The sequence below is a fragment of the Pseudomonas rhizophila genome, assembly GCF_003033885.1.
Taxonomy (GTDB): domain Bacteria; phylum Pseudomonadota; class Gammaproteobacteria; order Pseudomonadales; family Pseudomonadaceae; genus Aquipseudomonas; species Aquipseudomonas rhizophila.
The window spans coordinates 401,729-420,246 of record NZ_CP024081.1; the positions used below are offsets into that span (position 1 = coordinate 401,729).

Annotated in this window: 15 protein-coding genes; 13 read left to right on the plus strand and 2 right to left on the minus strand. The window is 60.4% G+C overall.

From position 1 onward, the window contains the following. Positions 1-23: 23 nt before the first annotated feature. From CRX69_RS01855 to CRX69_RS01900, 10 genes are all read left to right on the plus strand, one after another. Positions 24-659, plus strand: a complete 636-nt coding sequence (locus CRX69_RS01855; RefSeq protein ID WP_047230327.1) for a hypothetical protein — start codon at positions 24-26, stop codon at positions 657-659. Positions 660-814: 155 nt separating this feature from the next. Continuing rightward, positions 815-2,320 carry a YdgA family protein gene (locus tag CRX69_RS01860; protein WP_107321438.1) on the plus strand — a complete coding sequence of 502 codons (1,506 nt, stop codon included), beginning with the start codon at positions 815-817 and terminating at the stop codon, positions 2,318-2,320. 229 nt (positions 2,321-2,549) lie between these two features. Continuing rightward, complete coding sequence (gene pgaA / locus CRX69_RS01865; RefSeq protein WP_107321439.1) at positions 2,550-5,030, plus strand: poly-beta-1,6 N-acetyl-D-glucosamine export porin PgaA; 2,481 nt, start codon at positions 2,550-2,552, stop codon at positions 5,028-5,030. A 12-nt stretch (positions 5,031-5,042) separates the two neighbouring features. Beyond that, a complete protein-coding gene (gene pgaB, locus CRX69_RS01870; protein WP_047230324.1) occupies positions 5,043-7,040 on the plus strand; it encodes a poly-beta-1,6-N-acetyl-D-glucosamine N-deacetylase PgaB in 1,998 nt (665 codons plus the stop codon). 1 nt (position 7,041) lies between these two features. Further along, on the plus strand, positions 7,042-8,397 hold the full coding sequence (gene pgaC, locus CRX69_RS01875; protein WP_076383117.1) for a poly-beta-1,6-N-acetyl-D-glucosamine synthase: 1,356 nt from the start codon (positions 7,042-7,044) through the stop codon (positions 8,395-8,397). Further along, a complete protein-coding gene (gene pgaD / locus CRX69_RS01880; RefSeq protein WP_047230322.1) occupies positions 8,394-8,897 on the plus strand; it encodes a poly-beta-1,6-N-acetyl-D-glucosamine biosynthesis protein PgaD in 504 nt (167 codons plus the stop codon). Before pgaC ends, pgaD begins: the two co-directional genes overlap by 4 nt. 343 nt (positions 8,898-9,240) lie before the next feature. Beyond that, on the plus strand, positions 9,241-9,801 hold the full coding sequence (locus CRX69_RS01890) for a YbhB/YbcL family Raf kinase inhibitor-like protein (protein WP_047230321.1): 561 nt from the start codon (positions 9,241-9,243) through the stop codon (positions 9,799-9,801). Between the two features lie 134 nt (positions 9,802-9,935). Then, the gene (locus tag CRX69_RS27640; RefSeq protein WP_171061296.1) at positions 9,936-10,109 is read left to right on the plus strand and encodes a hypothetical protein; all 174 of its coding nucleotides are present in this window, start codon (positions 9,936-9,938) and stop codon (positions 10,107-10,109) included. A gap of 39 nt (positions 10,110-10,148) precedes the next feature. Next, positions 10,149-11,462 carry an MFS transporter gene (locus tag CRX69_RS01895; protein ID WP_107321441.1) on the plus strand — a complete coding sequence of 438 codons (1,314 nt, stop codon included), beginning with the start codon at positions 10,149-10,151 and terminating at the stop codon, positions 11,460-11,462. A gap of 69 nt (positions 11,463-11,531) precedes the next feature. Then, entirely contained in the window at positions 11,532-12,263 is a 732-nt protein-coding gene (locus CRX69_RS01900; protein ID WP_047230319.1) for a hypothetical protein, read from the plus strand. Positions 12,264-12,271: 8 nt separating this feature from the next. Here the strand turns inward: CRX69_RS01900 and CRX69_RS01905 are convergent, their stop codons facing one another. Continuing rightward, positions 12,272-13,150: a LysR family transcriptional regulator gene (locus CRX69_RS01905; RefSeq protein ID WP_107321442.1), complete on the minus strand. Its 879-nt coding sequence runs from the start codon at positions 13,148-13,150 to the stop codon at positions 12,272-12,274. A 107-nt stretch (positions 13,151-13,257) separates the two neighbouring features. On the opposite strand from CRX69_RS01905, the gene CRX69_RS01910 reads away from it, so the two are divergent. After that, positions 13,258-14,259 (plus strand): zinc-dependent alcohol dehydrogenase family protein, encoded by a 1,002-nt coding sequence (locus CRX69_RS01910; protein WP_107321443.1) that lies wholly within the window; start codon positions 13,258-13,260, stop codon positions 14,257-14,259. Between the two features lie 164 nt (positions 14,260-14,423). Continuing rightward, positions 14,424-15,005: a hypothetical protein gene (locus CRX69_RS01915; RefSeq protein WP_107321444.1), complete on the plus strand. Its 582-nt coding sequence runs from the start codon at positions 14,424-14,426 to the stop codon at positions 15,003-15,005. Between the two features lie 223 nt (positions 15,006-15,228). On the opposite strand, the gene desA is transcribed toward CRX69_RS01915, so the two are convergent. Beyond that, entirely contained in the window at positions 15,229-16,413 is a 1,185-nt protein-coding gene (gene desA / locus CRX69_RS01920; RefSeq protein ID WP_076383221.1) for a delta-9 fatty acid desaturase DesA, read from the minus strand. A 146-nt stretch (positions 16,414-16,559) separates the two neighbouring features. On the opposite strand from desA, the gene dibA reads away from it, so the two are divergent. After that, positions 16,560-18,467, plus strand: coding sequence for a phosphodiesterase DibA (gene dibA / locus CRX69_RS01925; protein WP_107321445.1), 1,908 nt, complete (start codon positions 16,560-16,562; stop codon positions 18,465-18,467). Positions 18,468-18,518 lie beyond the last annotated feature (51 nt).

Below are 18,518 nucleotides of genomic sequence, written 5' to 3' on the forward strand. Positions count from 1 at the left end.
CACTGGTCATGGGGATTCCAATAATGAAAAACCCTTATGCTCCTGGCTTCTGGTGCGCCCTCGCAGCGTTGGTGTTGCTTTCGGCCACTTATTTCTATGGCGTCATGCTGACTCACCAGATCGACAAAGCACTGATCTTCCTCGATAGCGCGGCTGCGCTGATCGGTGTGATATCCATCGCAATCGTGGCCTGGGCATCGCTCCAAGGCCAACGCATCAAAAAAAAGCATCTTGAGCAGGGCAAGACTCTGGTGCTGATCTGGGATACCAAGGTTGCATTACGCCGGGTCGAAACGGTCTTCGATCGTTACTTCTGGGGCAGTTACTGGCAGCCTGGCCGCACATTCCAGGAAGTCATGGGTGAACTCACCGGTACTCCATTGGAAAAAAGTCTCGAGGCCTTGAAGACCCAATGTGCGGCATTGGACAAACAGGTCGCCGAAGACGACTGGCATTGGCTGAACAACGCTCGTGAGCTCTGCGACGTCGCTAACGCTATGGCGCGGGAGCGCTATCAACTGGACTTCTGCGATCCTCGCGCGGACTCATCGGGCGCGACGGTGATCAATCGTGATTTCGAAGTGTTGGTGTACACCTGGACGGCACGGCTGAAGACGTTCGACCATCAACTCGATGAGATTGAAGTTCAATATTCGTAGACCCTCTCTCAAGAAAACGCTTCCCCCCTTTAAACATTGGGCCCGCTGGCATGCCTGATGGTAATCTCCCTCCACTTCGCGGCGTCGAGCCACACCCTTAGCGGTGTCAGGGAAGACGACGGCTTTTTCAACCATGGATATTGATCGGATCACTCATGAATAAATCAGCAAGCGTACTTCTGGGAATCGTTGTGGTCGTCGGTGCAATCAGCGCGGGTGGCGCCTGGTACACCGGAACGAAACTCGAAGGAGTGCTGCAAACCGCCATTGCCGACAGCAACAAGCAAATGCAAACGGCCCTGGCCGGGTCAAATGGCACGGCTTCGATCGAGCTGGTGTCATTGGACCGTGGGACTTTCAGCAGCACCGCCCATTATCGCCTCAAAGGTGAAGGCGAGATGTTTGGTGATGAACCGGTTGAATTGCTGTTCGTCGACAACATCGAACATGGCCCGCTGCCGTTCTCGCGCCTGATGACGCTCAAATGGTTGCCGGTCATGGCTACCAGCCACACCGAACTTGAACGCACGCCGTTGACCGAGAAATGGTTCGTCGCTGCCAAGGACAAGTCGCCGCTCAAAGGTGTGGTCAACCTGGGCTACGACCAGTCGACCCACGGCACGTTCGAGTTGCTGCCCCTGGACACCAAGCTGGATGAACAGTCCCAGCTCAGTTTCTCTGGTCTGAAGATCGACCTGGCCTCCAGCGCCCAGGCAGAGAAAATCAAGGCTGACGGTTATATGGACAGCTTCAAGCTGACCACTGTTGCTGAAGACCAGACGCCGGTGCAAGTCGAGCTCAACGGCCTGACGCTCGCCAGCAACCTGAGCAAGAGCACTTATGGTTATTACATGGGTGATAACGTTTTGATGCTCAGCAACAGCAAGACTACTTTTGGTGAGCAGAAGTCGGTCTTGGGCCTGAAGAACTTCGAAATGAAGAACAACAGCACCGAAAATGGCACCAGCGCATCGGGGCGTGCTGATTACAAGGTCGGTGAGTTGTCCTTCAACGATAAGGCTATCGGTTCTGCGCAGATGGCGGTCAGCCTGAAGAACCTGGACATCCCGGCCACCATGTCGCTCATGCAGGTCTATCAAACCAAGCTGCAACCCTACGAGCAGGCGGCGGCTGAAGCGGCAGCAGCCGGTGAGCCAGCGCCAGAGCTGGTGCTGAGCGAGGCTGAGGAGGCGCAGGTCAAGGCCGACCTGGAAAAACTCCTGGCCGGCGGCCCGCAAGTGGCACTGGAGAATCTGTCGTTCACTACAGCCAATGGCGAAAGCCGCGCGACGCTGGTCATCGACCTTACCAAGCCGCAATCCATGGACCTGCCGCCTGATCAACTGGGTCGTCAGTTGCTCGCCTTGCTGGATTTCAATTTGAAAGTCTCCAAGCCGATGCTGGTTGATCTGTTGACCGTGCAGGCGAAAATGGAAGGCCAGACCGACGCCAAGTTGATCGCCGATCAGGCCACTGCCACCAGCGATATGTTCAGCGCGATGGCGGTGGGCACAGAGCTGGCAACGCTTGAAGGCAACGATGTGGTCACCAAGCTGCACTACGCCAACAATCAAGTTGATTTCAACGGTCAGAAGATGACAGTCGAACAATTCACCGCGTTTGTGATGAACAAGTTGGGTGGCGGCGTAACCATCCAGTAATCGACTGGAGCAACATCCAAAGCCCGGCCTGTGCATTGCGCACAGGCCGGTTTTTTTTGCCCGCGAAAATCTGCATCGATTCTGAAGAATTATGGCGTTTTGGAAAACGACCCGCTCCAGAGTGCAAAACTAGGTCCATTAGAGCTTGGCTGGATTCCTTTGATCCGGCTTCCTGTTTGATGGGCAAGGGGGCACTGCGACCCGGCTGGCCATGTAAGGATGCTGACGAATGCCGCGTACTGTGGGTCCCTTTATTCAATGTGGTTTGCGCCCGTTGTTTCGCCTCGCGCTGTGCAGCCAATTGTGCTGGCCGGTGCTGGCGTTTGCCGATACCGCCTATGACCAGATGGTGCATGACGCTCGCGCCGGCCATTACACGCCTGCATTGACCGCCTTGCGCCAGGTCCCGGTCGATCAGGCCAGCACCGCGCAAATCAGTGACCATCTGCAGATTGCCAGCTGGGCCGGTTTCGATGCCGAGGTGGTGAAAGTCTATGAAGCCCAAGGCCGCTATCGCGACCTGCCCGTTGCGGCGCTGACTGCAACGGCACGTGCCTATCGCAATCTCAAGCGTTGGGACTCGGCCACCGCGCTCTATCGCCAGGCTTTAATCGTCGAACCTCAGAATCCCCATCTGCAACTGGGTCTGGCCTTAACCCAGGCCGACGCCGGTAAACCCGACGAAGCAGTCAGTCGTGCCAGGACCATGGTCGCAGCCAAACCTGAGGACCCGACGCGTCGACTGGCCTTGGGTTATGCCCTGACCCGTGCCAACAGTCCACACGAGGCGCTGTTCGAATACGACCAGGCCTTTACCCGCGCCGGCAACAATCTTGAGGTCGCCCGCGAATACATCATTGCGCTGCAACGTGCCCGCTTGCCTGAGCCGGCCTTGCGCCTGGCTCGTCTGCAACCCGGGTTGATCGATCAGGGCGTGCAGCGGCGACTGGAGGGCGATGTTGCGGCTGAACGGGTGCGCCTGGCGGACATGGCCAGCCGCAGCGAGAAGGATCGCTTCGTTATCGCAGACCGCGCCCTGGCCGATTACGACAAGCTGCTCGCCACCTGGACTCCGGTGGCCGAGGCTCATGACGATGTACTGCGCTGGCGCATCGACCGCATCGGCGCCCTGAACGCCCGTGCTCGACGAGCTGAAGTGATTGCTGAATACCAAAGGCTGCTCGCCGAAGGGGTTGCCATTCCCACCTATGCCTTGCGCTGGGTGGCGTCCTCCTATCTGGAGCAGCGTGAACCGGAGATTGCCGTCGATCTGTACCGCCGGGTACTGACGGCACCTGATGCCGATCCGGCGGACCGCTTCGAAGACAGCACCGCGCTCTACTACGCACTGCTGGAAAGTGAAAAATCCGAAGAGGCCCGTGCCCTGGCTGAAGACTTGGCCAAATCCCAGCAACCACGCGTCGAGCTCAAGGGGCTGCCCATCGGCAACCCCAATGACGAGTGGATGGACGCACAACAACTCGCCGCTCAGGCCGGCACATATGGCGCCGACCTGCCCACCGCCGAGACGCGTCTGGCGACCCTGGTCAATCAAGGCCCCGGCAACATCGGGTTGCGACTGGCCCAGGCTGATCTGTATCAGGCCCGGCAATGGCCGCGACGTTCTGAAAGCCTGCTCAAGGAAGTCGAGACCACGACCCCGCGTAACCGTGAGCTGGAAGTCGCCCAGGCCCGCGCCGCCATGGATCTGCAGGAGTGGCGGCAGATGGACGCGCTGACCGATGACGTGGTCGCCCGGTACCCGGAGAACGCCCACGTCAAACGCCTGCAACGCCAGCGCGAAGTGCACGACATGGCTGAACTGCGTATCGAAGCCTACACCGGCAAGAGTTATGGCGGCGGCAGCGGCGATGCCGGTGCAGTCACCGGTAGTCGCGACTTCGGCATTGAAACGCTGCTCTACAGCCCACCCATCAATGAAGACTGGCGGCTATTCGGTGGCGTCGGTTACGCCACCGGTGATTTCGAAGAAGGCACCGGCCACCATCGCTGGCAGCGTCTGGGTGTGGAGCGCCGCACCCGTGACATGACGCTGGAAGCGGAAGTCTCCAACCACTCGTACGGCTCCGGTGACAAGCAGGGGGCACGCCTGGCCGTGGCCCGGGACATCAACGATCACTGGCAGTACGGTGGCAGCCTGGATTACCTCTCGGCCGCCACCCCGCTGCGGGCGCTCAACAGCGGTATCCGCGCCAACGGCGGCAGTGGTTTTGTTCGCTGGCGTGCCCATGAAAGCCGGGAGTGGCAACTGGCGGTCAGCCCATCGCATTTCAGTGACGGTAACAACCGTCTCGAAACCCTGCTCACCGGTCGCGAAGGCATTTACAGCGCTCCGCGGCTGCAAGTGGAGCTGGGCCTGGAAGTGGGTGCCAGTCGCAACAGCGGCTCTGACGAAGTCCCCTACTTCAACCCCAAGTCAGATCTGAGCGTCATGCCGACCGTCAGCGCCAATCATGTGTTGTACCGCCGCTACGAAACGACGTGGAGTCAGCAGTTCCAGGCCGGCGCCGGTACCTACAGCCAGCGCGACCACAGCACCGGTGCCATGGGCCTGCTCAGCTACGGCCAGCGTTTTATCTGGAACGACGTGCTTGAGGCAGGTGCCGCACTGAGTTGGCTCAACCGCCCCTATGACGGCGACCGCGAAAGCGATCTGCGCCTGCTTGTCGACCTCACCTACCGCTTCTAGAAGAGTTTGAAGATGCCTGTCATTTCGCGATTCATCCTTCTGCTGGGGGTCTTGCTGATCAGCGCTTGTGCCCAGCAAGCCCCGGCGTTCACAGCGCCCTCACAGCGCCCGCTGGCGGCCAACGACGCCCCGTGGCCGAAAAACCATGTGCTCGGCATCGCCTATCACGACGTGGAAGACCGCGACCCCGACCAGGCGCTCGTGGCCGTGCGTACCGAACGCCTGATCGAGCAATTGGCTTGGCTGCGGGAAAACAACTACCAGCCGGTAACCGTGGACCAGATCATCACCGCTCGCAACGGTGGCCCGGAACTGCCGCCGCGGGCGGTGTTGTTGAGTTTTGACGACGGTTACTCAAGCTTTTACACCCGCGTCATGCCGATCCTGCGCGCCTATAACTGGCCGGCGCTATTGGCCCCGGTCGGTAGTTGGATCGACACGCCGTCGAACCAGCCGGTGGACTTCGCTGGAGTGCCGCGCAAGCGCTCCGAGTTTTTGACCTGGGAGCAAATTCGCGAGGTCTCGAAATCGGGCCTGGTGGAAATCGCCGCCCACACCGACGCCAATCACAAAGGGGTACTGGCCAACCCGCAAGGCAACCTGCAACCGGCGGCGACGACCCGGCGCTACGATCCCGCCACCGGTCGTTATGAAAGCGAAGCTGATTTCCAGGCTCGCCAGCGCAAGGACGTGGTGGCCATTTCCGAGAAGATCCGCAAGGTCACCGGCTACAGTCCGCGCGTGTGGGTCTGGCCCTACGGTGCCGCCGATGGCACCGCCTTGCAGGTGATTGGCAGCGAAGGCTACCAAATGGCCCTGACTCTGGAAGATGGTCTGGACAGCCTCAATAACCTGATGAGTGGCCCGCGTTTTCTGGTGGCCTCCGATCCGGATGGTGCGCACTTCGCCGAGAGCGTCGTCGGCGTGCAGACCATGGACCCGTTGCGGGTGGTCCATGTCGACCTGGATTACGTCTATGACCCGGATCCTGTGCAGCAGGAAGCCAATGTCGGCAAGCTGATCCAGCGCATTTACGACCTGGGCGCCAACACCGTTTTCCTGCAAGCCTTTGCCGATCCGAAAGGTGATGGTCTGGTGCATTCGCTGTACTTTCCCAACCGTCATCTGCCGGTACGGGCCGATCTGTTCGATCGGGTTGCGTGGCAACTGAAAACCCGGGCCAACGCCAAGGTCTTCGCCTGGATGCCAGTGCTCAGTTTTGGCCTGGATTCGAAACTGCCCCGCGTACAACGTTGGGACCCGGAAACCGGCCGCACGGGTGTGGACCCGGATCAGTACGTACGTTTGTCGCCCTTCGATCCGAGCGTGCGGCGGGTCATCGGCGAAATCTACGAAGACCTGGCGCGGATGAGTTCGGTGGACGGCGTTCTGTACCACGACGACGCCGTGTTTTCTGACTTCGAGGACGCCGGCCCCGCCGCCCTGAAAGTCTATGCCGCCAACGGCCTGCCGACGTCCATCGCCGCCCTGCGGGACGACCCAGCGGCGATGCAGCGCTGGACTCGTTTCAAGAGCCGCTACCTGATCGACTTCACCCACGAGCTCACTGCCAAGGTCCGCGCGATTCGTGGCCCGCAGGTGCTGACAGCGCGCAATATTTTTGCCGAACCGATGCTCAATCCCGAAAGCGAAGCCTGGTTCGCCCAGAACCTGGACGACTTTCTTGGCGCCTACAACTGGACGGCCCCGATGGCCATGCCGTTGATGGAAAAGCAGACCCGCGAGCAATCCGGTCCCTGGCTTGAGCGCCTGGTGGAGACCGTCAAGGCCCGCCCCGGTGCGCTCAAGCGCACGGTGTTCGAATTGCAGGCCCGTGACTGGCACAGCAAACCGGTCAGCGACATCGACGGCGAACAATTGGCCGAATGGATGGGACGCCTCAAGCGTTCAGGCGTGACCAGTTTCGGCTACTACCCGGACAACTTCATCGAAGACCAGCCCGCTGTGAAAACCGTGCGGCCGGCGCTCTCCAACAAGTGGAATCCTTGACATGCTCGACAGACTGCTCGCCCTGCTGGTGCTGGCGATCGTCCTTGGGGTGCCCCTGGGCCTGATCTTCCTGGTCACCGGGCAATTCCTGATGGACTTCGTGTTCTTTTACCCGCTGTTCATGTCCGGGCTGTGGATCGCCGGCGGCCTGTATTTCTGGCTGCACTGGGAGCGTCACTGGCCGTGGAAGGACGACACCCTGCCGCCGCCGCTGGCCGGGGAACCGCTGATCAGCATTCTGATTCCGTGCTTCAACGAGGGCGACAACGTCGCCGATACCATACACGCCGCGCTGGGCCAGCATTACCCGAACATCGAGGTCATCGCCATCAACGACGGCTCGAAAGACAACACCGCGCAAGTGCTCGACCAACTGGCGGCTGATGACCCGCGCCTGCGCGTGCTGCATCTGGCGGAAAACCAGGGCAAGGCCGTGGCCCTGCGCATGGGCGCCATCGCGGCGCGCAGTGAATACCTGGTGTGCATCGACGGTGATGCGCTGTTGGCACCCAACACTTGCGCCTACCTGGTGGCACCGATGCTGGACAATGCCCGCCTCGGTGCAGTGACCGGTAATCCGCGTATCCGTACTCGTTCGACTTTGATCGGCCGGGTGCAGGTTGGCGAGTTCTCCTCGATCATTGGCTTGATCAAGCGTACCCAGCGCGTCTTCGGGCGGATCTTCACCGTCTCCGGTGTGATCGTCGCCTTCCGTCGTACGGCCCTGCACCGGGTCGGCTACTGGAGCCCGGACATGATCACCGAAGACATCGACATCAGCTGGAAGCTGCAACTGGACCACTGGAGTATCTTCTACGAACCCCGTGCCCTGTGCTGGATCCTCATGCCCGAAACCCTGCGCGGCCTGTGGCGGCAGCGCCTGCGCTGGGCCCAGGGCGGGGCCGAAGTGCTGTTCAAGAACATCCGCGGCATCTGGCAATACCGCCACCGCTACCTGTGGCCGCTGCTGTTCGAATATTGCCTGTCCACCGGTTGGGCGTTCACGTTCCTGCTGTCGGTGATCTTCTGGGGCGCCGGTAAATTCGTCGAAATGCCAGCGGCCATCGCGGTCGATCACCTCATGCCACCGGCCTTCACCGGGTTGCTGTTGGCGGTGGTGTGCCTGATGCAGTTCGCGGTGAGCATCCTGATCGATCGCCGCTACGAAAAAGGTTTGTGGCACATCATGTTCTGGGTGGTGTGGTACCCATTGGTGTTCTGGCTGATCAGTCTGTTCACCACCTTGGTGAGTTTCCCGAAAGTGCTGTTCGGGCAGCATCAGAAACGCGCGCGCTGGGTCAGCCCGGATCGCGGCATCAAACCGTTCGATGACGAAGAAGAGGAAGTGATCCGATGAAAATTATCAGGACCCGACAAAGACCTTTTCTGGTGGTCATCGATGCGCTCTTTACCGTGCTGGCGTGGCTGGGGCTGTTGTATCTGTTGGTCAACGGGCTCTGGCCCCTGTTTGACAGCCAGGCAGGCCCGCGCCTCGGTGGCTCGCTCATGGACACGCTCGGGACGTTGCAGATATATGGCTGGATCGCCTTGGTCAACGCGGTGATCCTGATTACCTGGGCGCGCTATCAGCAGCGCAAAAGCCGCAGCTTCGCCCAGCGTCGGCTGCCAGCGCCGGTGGTGGACGATCAAAGCTTGAGCGAAAGCTTCAAATTGACCGACGCGCGTCTGGACACGTTGCGCCGGCCCGGCTCCAAGATCATCCATAACAACCAGGACGGTGATATCAGCCACGTCGTGGCGCATTTCCATCTGCTGAGCCCGGAACTGCAACCGCCGCCACTGGCACCGCTGGAAAGGCCCCGGGTGATTCACCTGCCGGTCGATCACTCGGTGTAAGCGCTGCCGCAGGCTGTGATTGTTGATCTTGTTGCTTTCCAGTTCCTCGGAGATTTCCTTCAAAACGCCGCGTTCGCTCCCACAGAGTACGGTCAGCACAAATCAAAATGTGGGAGCGAGCCTGCTCGCGATAGCGGTATTTCAGTCAACATGGATGCCAACTGAACCATCGCCATCGCGAGCAGGCTCGCTCCCACAGGGGGATGGGTGATGTCGCGAATCACGGTCAACGCAGATCGATGTGGCGGATTCGAAGTTCATCGTAATTGTCACTGAAACCTGGCAGGCGCTGCGGCTATAGTTCGCAGGCCGTCCATGGCCTGATCTGCATAAGGTGCCCGGTATGACTCGATCGACTTCCCTTACTCCCTGGCTGGCGGCCATCGCCCTCGTGCTGTGCGCACAAGGGGCGGCCCAGGCTCAGGAACGTTTCACCCTCAGCATGCCAGGTGTGTCGGATAACCGGCTGTTCACCGCGGCGGCCGCCAGTGACGCCAACAACTGCGGCGGTAAGAACATTTCCCCGGCCTTGAGCTGGACAGCGGGCCCGCCCGGCACCCTCAGCTACGCCATTGTCATGCACGACCCGGACGGCCAGAAAGGCCAGGGAGTCGACCACTGGGTTCATTACGGCATCAAGGCCAGCACGCGGCATATTCCGACCGGCATGGGCACCCAGTCCGCCCTTGAAGGCGTAAGCGGTACCAACAGTAAAAACACCCGCGGCTATATAGGCCCTTGCCCACCTATCGGCGACAGCGCTCACCATTACCTGATTCAGATATACGCGCTCGACCTGCCCCCGCACGCCTTGCCAGCCGGCCTCACACGCCCTCAACTGATGGAAAGAATCAACGGTCACGTCTTGCGCAACAGTAGCGTAGTGCGTCGCTACCACCGCTAACCCAAGCAACAGCTCCCTGTGGCCAGGGAGCTTGCTCCCGCTGGGTCGGGCAGCAACCCTCAACCACAAAATTGGCATCACGCGCCAAAAGCGAGCACTATCGAGCCCCTGTTCATTCATACCGGAGGATGGCGATGACGCAGAAACCCGACGGCATCGCCCGCCTCAAGAACTGCCCCACCAAAGGCGACGAAATACGCCGGGCCATCGCCCAGAGCCGCAAGGATTTCCTGCCTGCTGAAGAGGCCGAAGACGCTGAGCCAGACCAACCACCGGCACAGCCCATGGACGACGGCCAAGACGCCTGAACCGTCCTTCTCAAAAACTTTTCTTGTTTAAATCTGCCCATGACTGCCACAACTCATCTGCCAGACGCCCGATTCAGCCGATCCGACTACAAAACCCTGGGCCTCGCCGCCCTGGGTGGCGCGCTGGAAATCTACGATTTCATCATCTTCGTCTTCTTCGCCCTGGTGCTCAGCCAACTGTTCTTCCCGCCGCAAATGCCCGAATGGCTACGCCTGTTGCAAAGTTTCGGGATTTTCGCCACCGGCTACCTGGCACGGCCCCTGGGTGGCATCCTCATGGCGCACTTCGCCGATCGCCTGGGGCGCAAGCGGGTGTTCAGCCTGAGCATCCTGATGATGGCCTTGCCTTGCCTGCTTATCGGCGTGATGCCGACCTACGCGCAAATCGGCTATTTCGCCCCGTTGCTGCTGCTGGCGCTGCGCATCCTGCAAGGCGCGGCGGTGGGCGGCGAAGTGCCGAGCGCCTGGGTGTTCGTGGCCGAACATGCACCGCTGCAGCATCGCGGCTACGCGCTGGGTTTCCTCCAGGCTGGTCTGACCTTCGGCTATTTGCTGGGCGCCCTGACCGCCACGGCGCTGGCGCAGATATTCACTGCAGCAGAAATTCTCGATTACGCCTGGCGCTTGCCGTTCCTGCTGGGTGGGGTCTTCGGTGTAATCGGCGTCTGGCTGCGCCGCTGGCTGAGCGAAACGCCGATCTTCATGGCCCTGCAAGCCAAGCGCGAGGGCGCGACGGAACTGCCGCTACGCACCGTGCTGCGGGACCATCGCCACGCCTTGTTGCCCGCCGCCATTCTCACCTGCGTGCTGACGTCCGCCGTGGTGGTGTTCGTGGTCATCACCCCGACCGTGATGCAAAAAAGTTTCGGCATGACCCCTAGTCACACGTTCGCTTTGAGCAGCCTGGGCATCGTCTTCCTGAACATCGGCTGCGTTCTGGCCGGCCTCATCGTCGACCGCATCGGCGCCTGGCGCACTGTCATGCTCTACAGCCTGCTGTTGCCGATGGGCATCGCCGTGCTCTACGCCAGCCTGATCAGCGGCGGCGCCTGGCTGGGCCTGGCCTACGCTGTGGCGGGCCTGGGTTGCGGCGTGGTCGGTGCGGTGCCATCGGTGATGGTCAGCCTGTTTCCGCCGAAAATCCGCGTGTCCGGCATCTCGTTCACCTACAACATTGCCTATGCCTTGTGGGCCAGCGTGACGCCTTTGGTGCTGATCGCACTGATGCCGTGGAGCCCATGGGTGTGCGTGGGGTATTGCGTGGTGATGGGCGCGGTGGGTGTGGCTGCGGCGGCGTATTTTCCCGCCCGGCATTCGAAGACCGCGCAGGCCTCGTTGGCCTGTGAATCGTAAGGACTCTGCCCCAGGTGCACGACTACACTCATGAATGACCCCGTTTCCAACTTGAGGAGGACGGCCATCATGAAGGCGCACAAGCACGACCTGCTGGAACAAGTCCTGATTGCCCACGGCGGTCTCGAGCGCTGGAACACTTTCAACACTGTCCAGGTCACTCTTGTGACCGGCGGTTCGTTGTGGGCCATGAAGGGGTTAACGCAAGACAATGCTCCACGGCAGATGACTGTCTGGCTGCATGAACAGCGCGCCTCGGTCATGCCGTTCGGTGCGCTGAACCAGCGCACCGCCTTCACGCCTGATCGCATCGCCATCGAAACCACCGAGGGCAAAGTGATCGCTGAGCGTTCGGACCCCAGGGCTTCGTTCTTCAAGCACGAGCAAACCACTCCGTGGGATCCGCTTCACCGTGCCTACTTCAATGGATATGCGCTCTGGTCCTACCTGACCATGCCGTTCCTGTTTACTTTTCCGGGTGTCACCAGCCAGGAGCTGGAACCCTGGAAGGAAGGTGGCCAGGTCTGGCGCCGCTTGCGGGTGAACTTCCCGGACACCCTCGCCACTCACTGCCCGGTCCAGGACTTCTACTTTGGCGATGACTATCTGCTGCGCCGGCATGATTACACCGTGGACGTGAGCGGTGGCCTGCCGGCGGCCCAGTATGTGGAGGACTACATCAAGGCCGATGGGCTGTGCATGCCCAGCAAGCGCCGGGCGTATCGGCGGGATGCGGACGATCAGGCGGTGGAGGGGGAATTGCTGGTGGCGATTGATATCAGTCAGGTTCGTTACGCATAACCGGCTGCTCAAAGACGCTCGCGCAGAAAATCCACAAAGGCGCGAGTTCTTGCCGAGCGGCGCCGGTCTTGGCTGAACACGGCGCTGATGGGCAGCGCTACGGGTTGATAAGCCTCCAGCAGGCTGGACACGGTTCCCTGGCGAACATCCGCGGCGAATAACCACTGCGGTGAAAGCGAAATGCCCAGCCCGCTAAGAACCATCTCGCGAATTGCCTCGCTGCTGTTGCTGGTGACATTGCCCTTGATCGTCACGCGGTGCTGTTTGTCCTGCTGGTCGAAACGCCAAACGTCGTAATGCTCCAGCAGCGTGAAGCCCAAGCAATTGTGGCGGGCAAGATCCGCCGGCTCCAGCGGGGTGCCGTGTTGTTGCAGGTAGGCGGGAGCGGCATACACCCGGCGCGGACTATCGCCGAGGGAAACCGCGACCAGCCCTTCGTTTTTCACCACGCCGATACGAATGGCGACGTCGATGTTTTCTTTCAGCACATCTTCATTTTGGTCGTTCAGTTTCAGGTCGATTTGAACCTGTGGATGGCGCGCCAAAAACTCCCTCATCAAGGGCGCAATGCACAGCCGCCCGAAACTCACCGGGGCGGCCACACGCAAAGGGCCGGCGATCTGCTCCTGGCCACGGGTGAAACTGAGCCGGGCCGTGTCGAGGCTGCTGAGTATTTCCTTGCTGTGGATATAGAAACGCTGGCCTTGGTCGGTCAGCGCAAGATGGCGAGTGCTGCGGGCAAACAACGCACCGCCAAGGTGTTGTTCCAGCGCGCGGATCTGCTTGCTGACCGCTGGTTGACCCAGGTTCAGCTCCCGGGCGACCGCCGAGAACGAACCGCGCTCTACCACTCGCACGAACATCTGCATCGCGTCGAATAGATCCATCGGGATTTGGCCTCTGGTTGGAATAAATCCTATCCATAGTTGCTTACTTATCGGAATGCGTCGACGGCCGCAACATGTACTCACCCACTCATTGGAGGTTTACTGTCATGAACAACACCATGTTCGCCGCCATTGCCCAAACCGCTCAGGCTCCGCTGGTCGTTCGCTACATTCCCCGGCCTGTTCCCGGCAAAGGACAGGTATTGATCAGGGTTCACGCCGCAGGGATCAATCCTCTGGATACCAAGATCGCGGCAGGTGGCGGCGCTCATGCCCGCCAGCCGCTGCCCGCCGTACTGGGTATCGATCTGGCCGGAACAGTCGTTGAGCTGGGAGAGGGCGTGCACGATTTCGCCCCCGGCGATGACGTGTTCGGCATGGCCGGCGGCATCGGCGGCGCCCAGGGTGCGCTGGCCGAATACATTGCCGTCGATGCTCACCTGATTGTGCTCAAGCCCGGTTCGTTGAGCATGCGCGAAGCGGCAGCCTTGCCATTGGTCTTCATCACCGCCTGGGAAGGGTTGGTAGACCGGGCCAATGTTCGGGCCGGCCAACAAGTGCTGATCCACGGCGGCGCGGGCGGCGTCGGTCAAATGGCCGTGCAAATTGCCAAGGCCCGCGGCGCCGAGGTCTATGCCACCGGCTCGGCCACCAGCCTGGATTTCATCCGTGAACTGGGCGCGACCCCTATCGACTACCGGGCGCAGGACACCGACAGTTACGTGCGCCAGCACACCGGCGGCGAAGGCTTCGACATCGTCTACGACACCGTCGGCGGCTCGACACTGGATGCGTCCTTCAACGTAGTGAAAACCTATACCGGCCACGTACTCAGTTGTCTCGGCTGGGGACAACACAGCCTGGCACCGTTGTCGTTCAAGGGGGCGAGTTATTCCGGGGTGTTTACCTTGATGCCGTTGCTGACCGGCAAGGGGCGCGAGCACCATGGTCGGATATTGCGCGAAGCGGCGGCTTTGGTTGAGGCCGGGGTACTGCGCATCAAGGTAGACCCACATCGGTTTGGCCTGGGAGACGTGAATGAGGCGTTTGCGCAAGTAGCGCAGGGGCGTGGGCAAGGGAAGACGGTGGTAGAGATGGCGGGGGAGTGACGCGGTCTGCAACTGTTATCCGGAAGCCGCACCCATAAAATCGCCCCGGTCTGCAACGGCCGGGGTTTTGCCGCCATCCGCTGCCGCCAAAACTTGAGAACCCGTCCAAACTCCGTAGAATGAAGCTGTCACTATGCCACTACCTTTCAGGGACGAATTCAGACATGCGCGTTTTTGCCATATTCCTGGCCCTCTGCCTTATGGCGGGCTGTGCCTCCAAACCCGATTACTATGTCTCCGCCACTCCGGTAACGATTCCCAAAACCGCCACCTTCTGGATCGACACCTTCGACGTTGAAGTCGTAGGCAAGAACGATCGCTTTTTGCCTGACGAAAAGGTCCGTGAGCAATTGCACACCGACCTGATCGGTCGCCTGCTCGAGGACAATCGCTATGCCTCCAGCAAGGAAACCGCCGACTATCTGCTGGACGTCAACAGCGTCTACGCGCGACGTATTCAAGACACCCAAGGCGGCTTCATGAGCAAAATCGTTGCCGATGGCACGCTCCTCGCCAGTGTCGATTTCAGCTATCAGGTCAAGGTGAAGAAGGCCGGCGCAGAGGTTTTGCACTTTGCCCAGGCCCGTCAGGGCCTGATGCCGGGCGGCGCGATCGGGCAATTCCAGAACATGAGAAGCATGGTGGGCGCTCTGACCAACAGAGGTAACTCGGATGTCGAAGGCTTCTACACCGGCCAATTGAGCCGCTTTATCGCCGACGACCTGCGGGCCATTCCGTCCCGTTAGGCATGCTCGCGTATTAAAAGAATATCGTGGTCGTTAACCCGAACCACGAGTGCCTCGCGTCTGACCCTGTGAACGGATCATTCATTTATGGCTGTCCCGGCAGCTATGCCAATGTGCGACGTCTGCTCAATCACAAGGCCCCCAAAAAAAGGCGCTTCCCCACTCAAGGAGAAGCGCCATCTTTTTAAGTGAACAGCATTCCGCCGGCTGGCGGGGTTGCTTATCAGGCCGTTGCAGGCCGTAGCGAGTAGGTCTTGAGCTGGTCAGCGAAGTCGCGCAGGGACTGGATGCCGCTGGCCTCGGCTTCGTGAATCCATTCCTTGATGGCCGCGAGCATGTCGTGGCCGTTGCTGCTGGTCTTGGCCCAAATCTGCTGCAAGGCCAGGCGTTTTTCGTAGATCACCTTCAACGCCTGACTGTGTTCCAACATGCTCTGGATGCGCGCGTGGTGACGCTCATCCAGCAGGCTGGTTTCCCGCGATAACAGGCGTTTGGCCCGGTGGAATTGGTGGCGGACCGAGTGATCGACCTTTTCCAGTTCCTGCTTGACCAGCGGCGCGATGACCAGCCTGCGGTACTGGGCCATGATCTGGAAACGGTTGTTGAGGATCGCCATGGCGGTGTCCATGTCCAGATGCCCCTTGCCCTCGACACGGTGGGCGATCGGCGCGACGCGCTGGACCTTGGCCAGGCGCAGGAAACTGAATACCTGGATCCAGGCCCAGCCCAGGTCGAACTCCCATTTGCGTACCGACAGCTTGGCCGAATTGGGGTAGGTATGGTGATTGTTGTGCAGTTCTTCGCCACCGATCAGGATGCCCCAGGGCACCAGGTTGGTCGCCGCGTCGCGGCATTCGAAGTTGCGGTAGCCCACGGCATGACCCAGGCCATTGACCACGCCCGCGGCCCAGACCGGAATCCACATCATCTGGATGGCCCAGATGGTGATGCCGATGGTGCCGAACAGCAGCAGGTCGATGACGCCCATGATCGCCACGCCCATGAGTGGGAAGCGGCTGTAGAGATTACGCTCGATCCAGTCATCAGGGCAGTTCTTGCCGTAGATGCGCAGGGTTTCGGGGTTTTCCGCTTCGGCGCGATAGAGTTCGGCGCCTTTGCGCAGCACGGTGGACAGGCCTTTGATCACCGGGCTGTGGGGATCATCGACGGTTTCGCATTTGGCGTGGTGCTTGCGGTGGATAGCGGTCCACTCGCGGGTGTTCTGCGCCGTGGTCAACCACAGCCAGAAGCGGAAGAAATGTTTGAGGCCGGCGTTGAGCTCCAGGGAGCGATGAGCCGAATAACGGTGCAGGTAGACCGTGACGCCAATGATCGTGACATGGGTCATCAGCAGGGTGACTGCCACCAGTGACCAGGGCGACAAGCCAAGAAAACCTTCGTACCACATAGGCTATAGGGCCCTCGATAAAGATAGAAACAGCCGTTGCATTATCACCTGCCGCACAGATAAAACCAGTCGGCCTTTCAGATAACAGTGGCAGGATGTTTCTTACTCTATAATTCCCACCTCTTTGTGGGGACATGGATCGCCGAATGACCGTCTATCACCGCAGCGCCATGCGTGGAGCGCTGCTTTATCTCGTGCTGTCGGTCGTCTGGCTGCAGCTGGTTGGTTATTTATTGAGCAGCTTTTTCGATCAATCTGCCGATCAGCTTCGCTGGCAGTTGATCAACGGATATGCCTGGGTCCTGGTCAGCGCCGGATTGGTTTTCCTGGCGGGTGTGCGGATATCCCGGCTTTTCGGAAAAGGTGAACACCGTGCCGACGGCGAACGTTTGCGCCAGGCCGCCGCCGTCTTCGATTGCACGCGCGAAGGGGTGTTGGTGACGGACCCGAACGGCCTGATCGTGCACGTCAATCGCGCCTTCATGACGATTACAGGGTATGCCCGGGATGAGGTGTTGGGCCGGCGGCCCAACCTGTTCAAGTCTGGCCGTCATGGGGCGGATTTCTACCAGGAGATGTTTGCGTCCCTGGGCAGCCGTGGCGAGTGGAGCGGCGAGATCTGGAACCGACGTAAAAGCGGTGAGATCTACCCGCAATGGCAAACGATCCGCGTCGTTCGCGACGATAACGGTCAGGTCAGCCATTACGTCGCGGTGTTTTCGGACATCAGCGCGATCAAGGATTCGGAGCACGAACTGGCGTACCTGGCCCACCACGATCCGCTGACCGGTCTGCCCAATCGCCTGCTGTTTTCCGATCGCGCCGAGCAGGCGCTGGCGTCGTCGCAGTTGCACAAACGCGGCTGCGCCTTGTTGCTGGTGGACCTGGACCATTTCAAGAACATCAACGACAGCCTGGGGCATCACGTTGGCGATCAATTGCTCAAGAGCGTGGCGGAGCGATTCCGGGGGTTGTTTGCGCCAGGCGTGACCTTGGCCCGGCTGGGGGGCGACGAGTTTGCGGTGCTGGTGGAAAATTGCTCGCAGCCGGCGCAGGCGGCGGTGCTGGCCCAGCGCATTATCGATGCCCTGAAAGAACCGTTGCGCCTCGAAAACCAGCTCTTGTTCATCAATGCCAGCGTGGGCATCAGCCTGTTTCCCGGGGATGCCCTCAGCGCGGGGCAACTGCTGCGCAATGCCGACTCCGCGTTGTTCAAGGCTAAGAGTGCCGGGCGCGATGGCTACGCCCTGTATACCGAAGAACTCACCGCTCATGCCCAGCAACGAGTCGAGATCGCCTTCGAACTGCGACGCGCGCTCCAGCAGCAGGAGCTGCGGGTTCATTACCAGCCGGTACACGATCTGGCGACCAGCCGCCTGATCGGTGTCGAGGCTTTGGTACGCTGGGAGCATCCCGAGCGCGGGCTGGTTTCGCCGGCCGAGTTCATTCCCATCGCCGAGCGCACCGGGCTGATCGCCCAAATCGATGCCTGGGTCATGGAGCAGGCCTGTCGACAGATGCGTCAATGGCAGGAGGCTGGGGTGGCGTTATCGTTTGTCGCGGTCAACGTTTCCAGTCGGCTGTTCGCCCGTCGCGAGTTGTACGAACAGGTCGCGCGGGTGCTGCACGTTTCAGGCCTGGACCCGGCCTGTCTGGAGTTGGAAGTGACCGAAAGCGCGGTGATGGACGATCCGGAAGTGGCCCTGGAGCAAATGCACCGTCTGCGGGAATTGGGGGTGCGACTGGCTATCGATGATTTTGGTACCGGTTATTCGTCGTTGCTGCGACTCAAACGCCTGCCTGTCCAGAAGCTCAAGATTGATCAGGGCTTTGTGGCCGGGTTGCCGTGGGATGAGGACGACGCAGCGATTGTCCAGGTAATCATCGCCCTGGCCCGCAGCATGGGTATGCAAGTGCAAGCCGAAGGCATCGAGCAGCGCGAGCAGGCAGCGTTTCTGCTGGAACATGCCTGTGGGATGGGGCAGGGCTACTGGTTCGGGCGACCCGTTGCCGCGCACCAGCTGGATTGGGATCGCGCGCCCGCAATCAATTAATTGCCTTTGCACATCGGCTGTTTGTGTTTTTGGTTATATAAAAATTCTTAA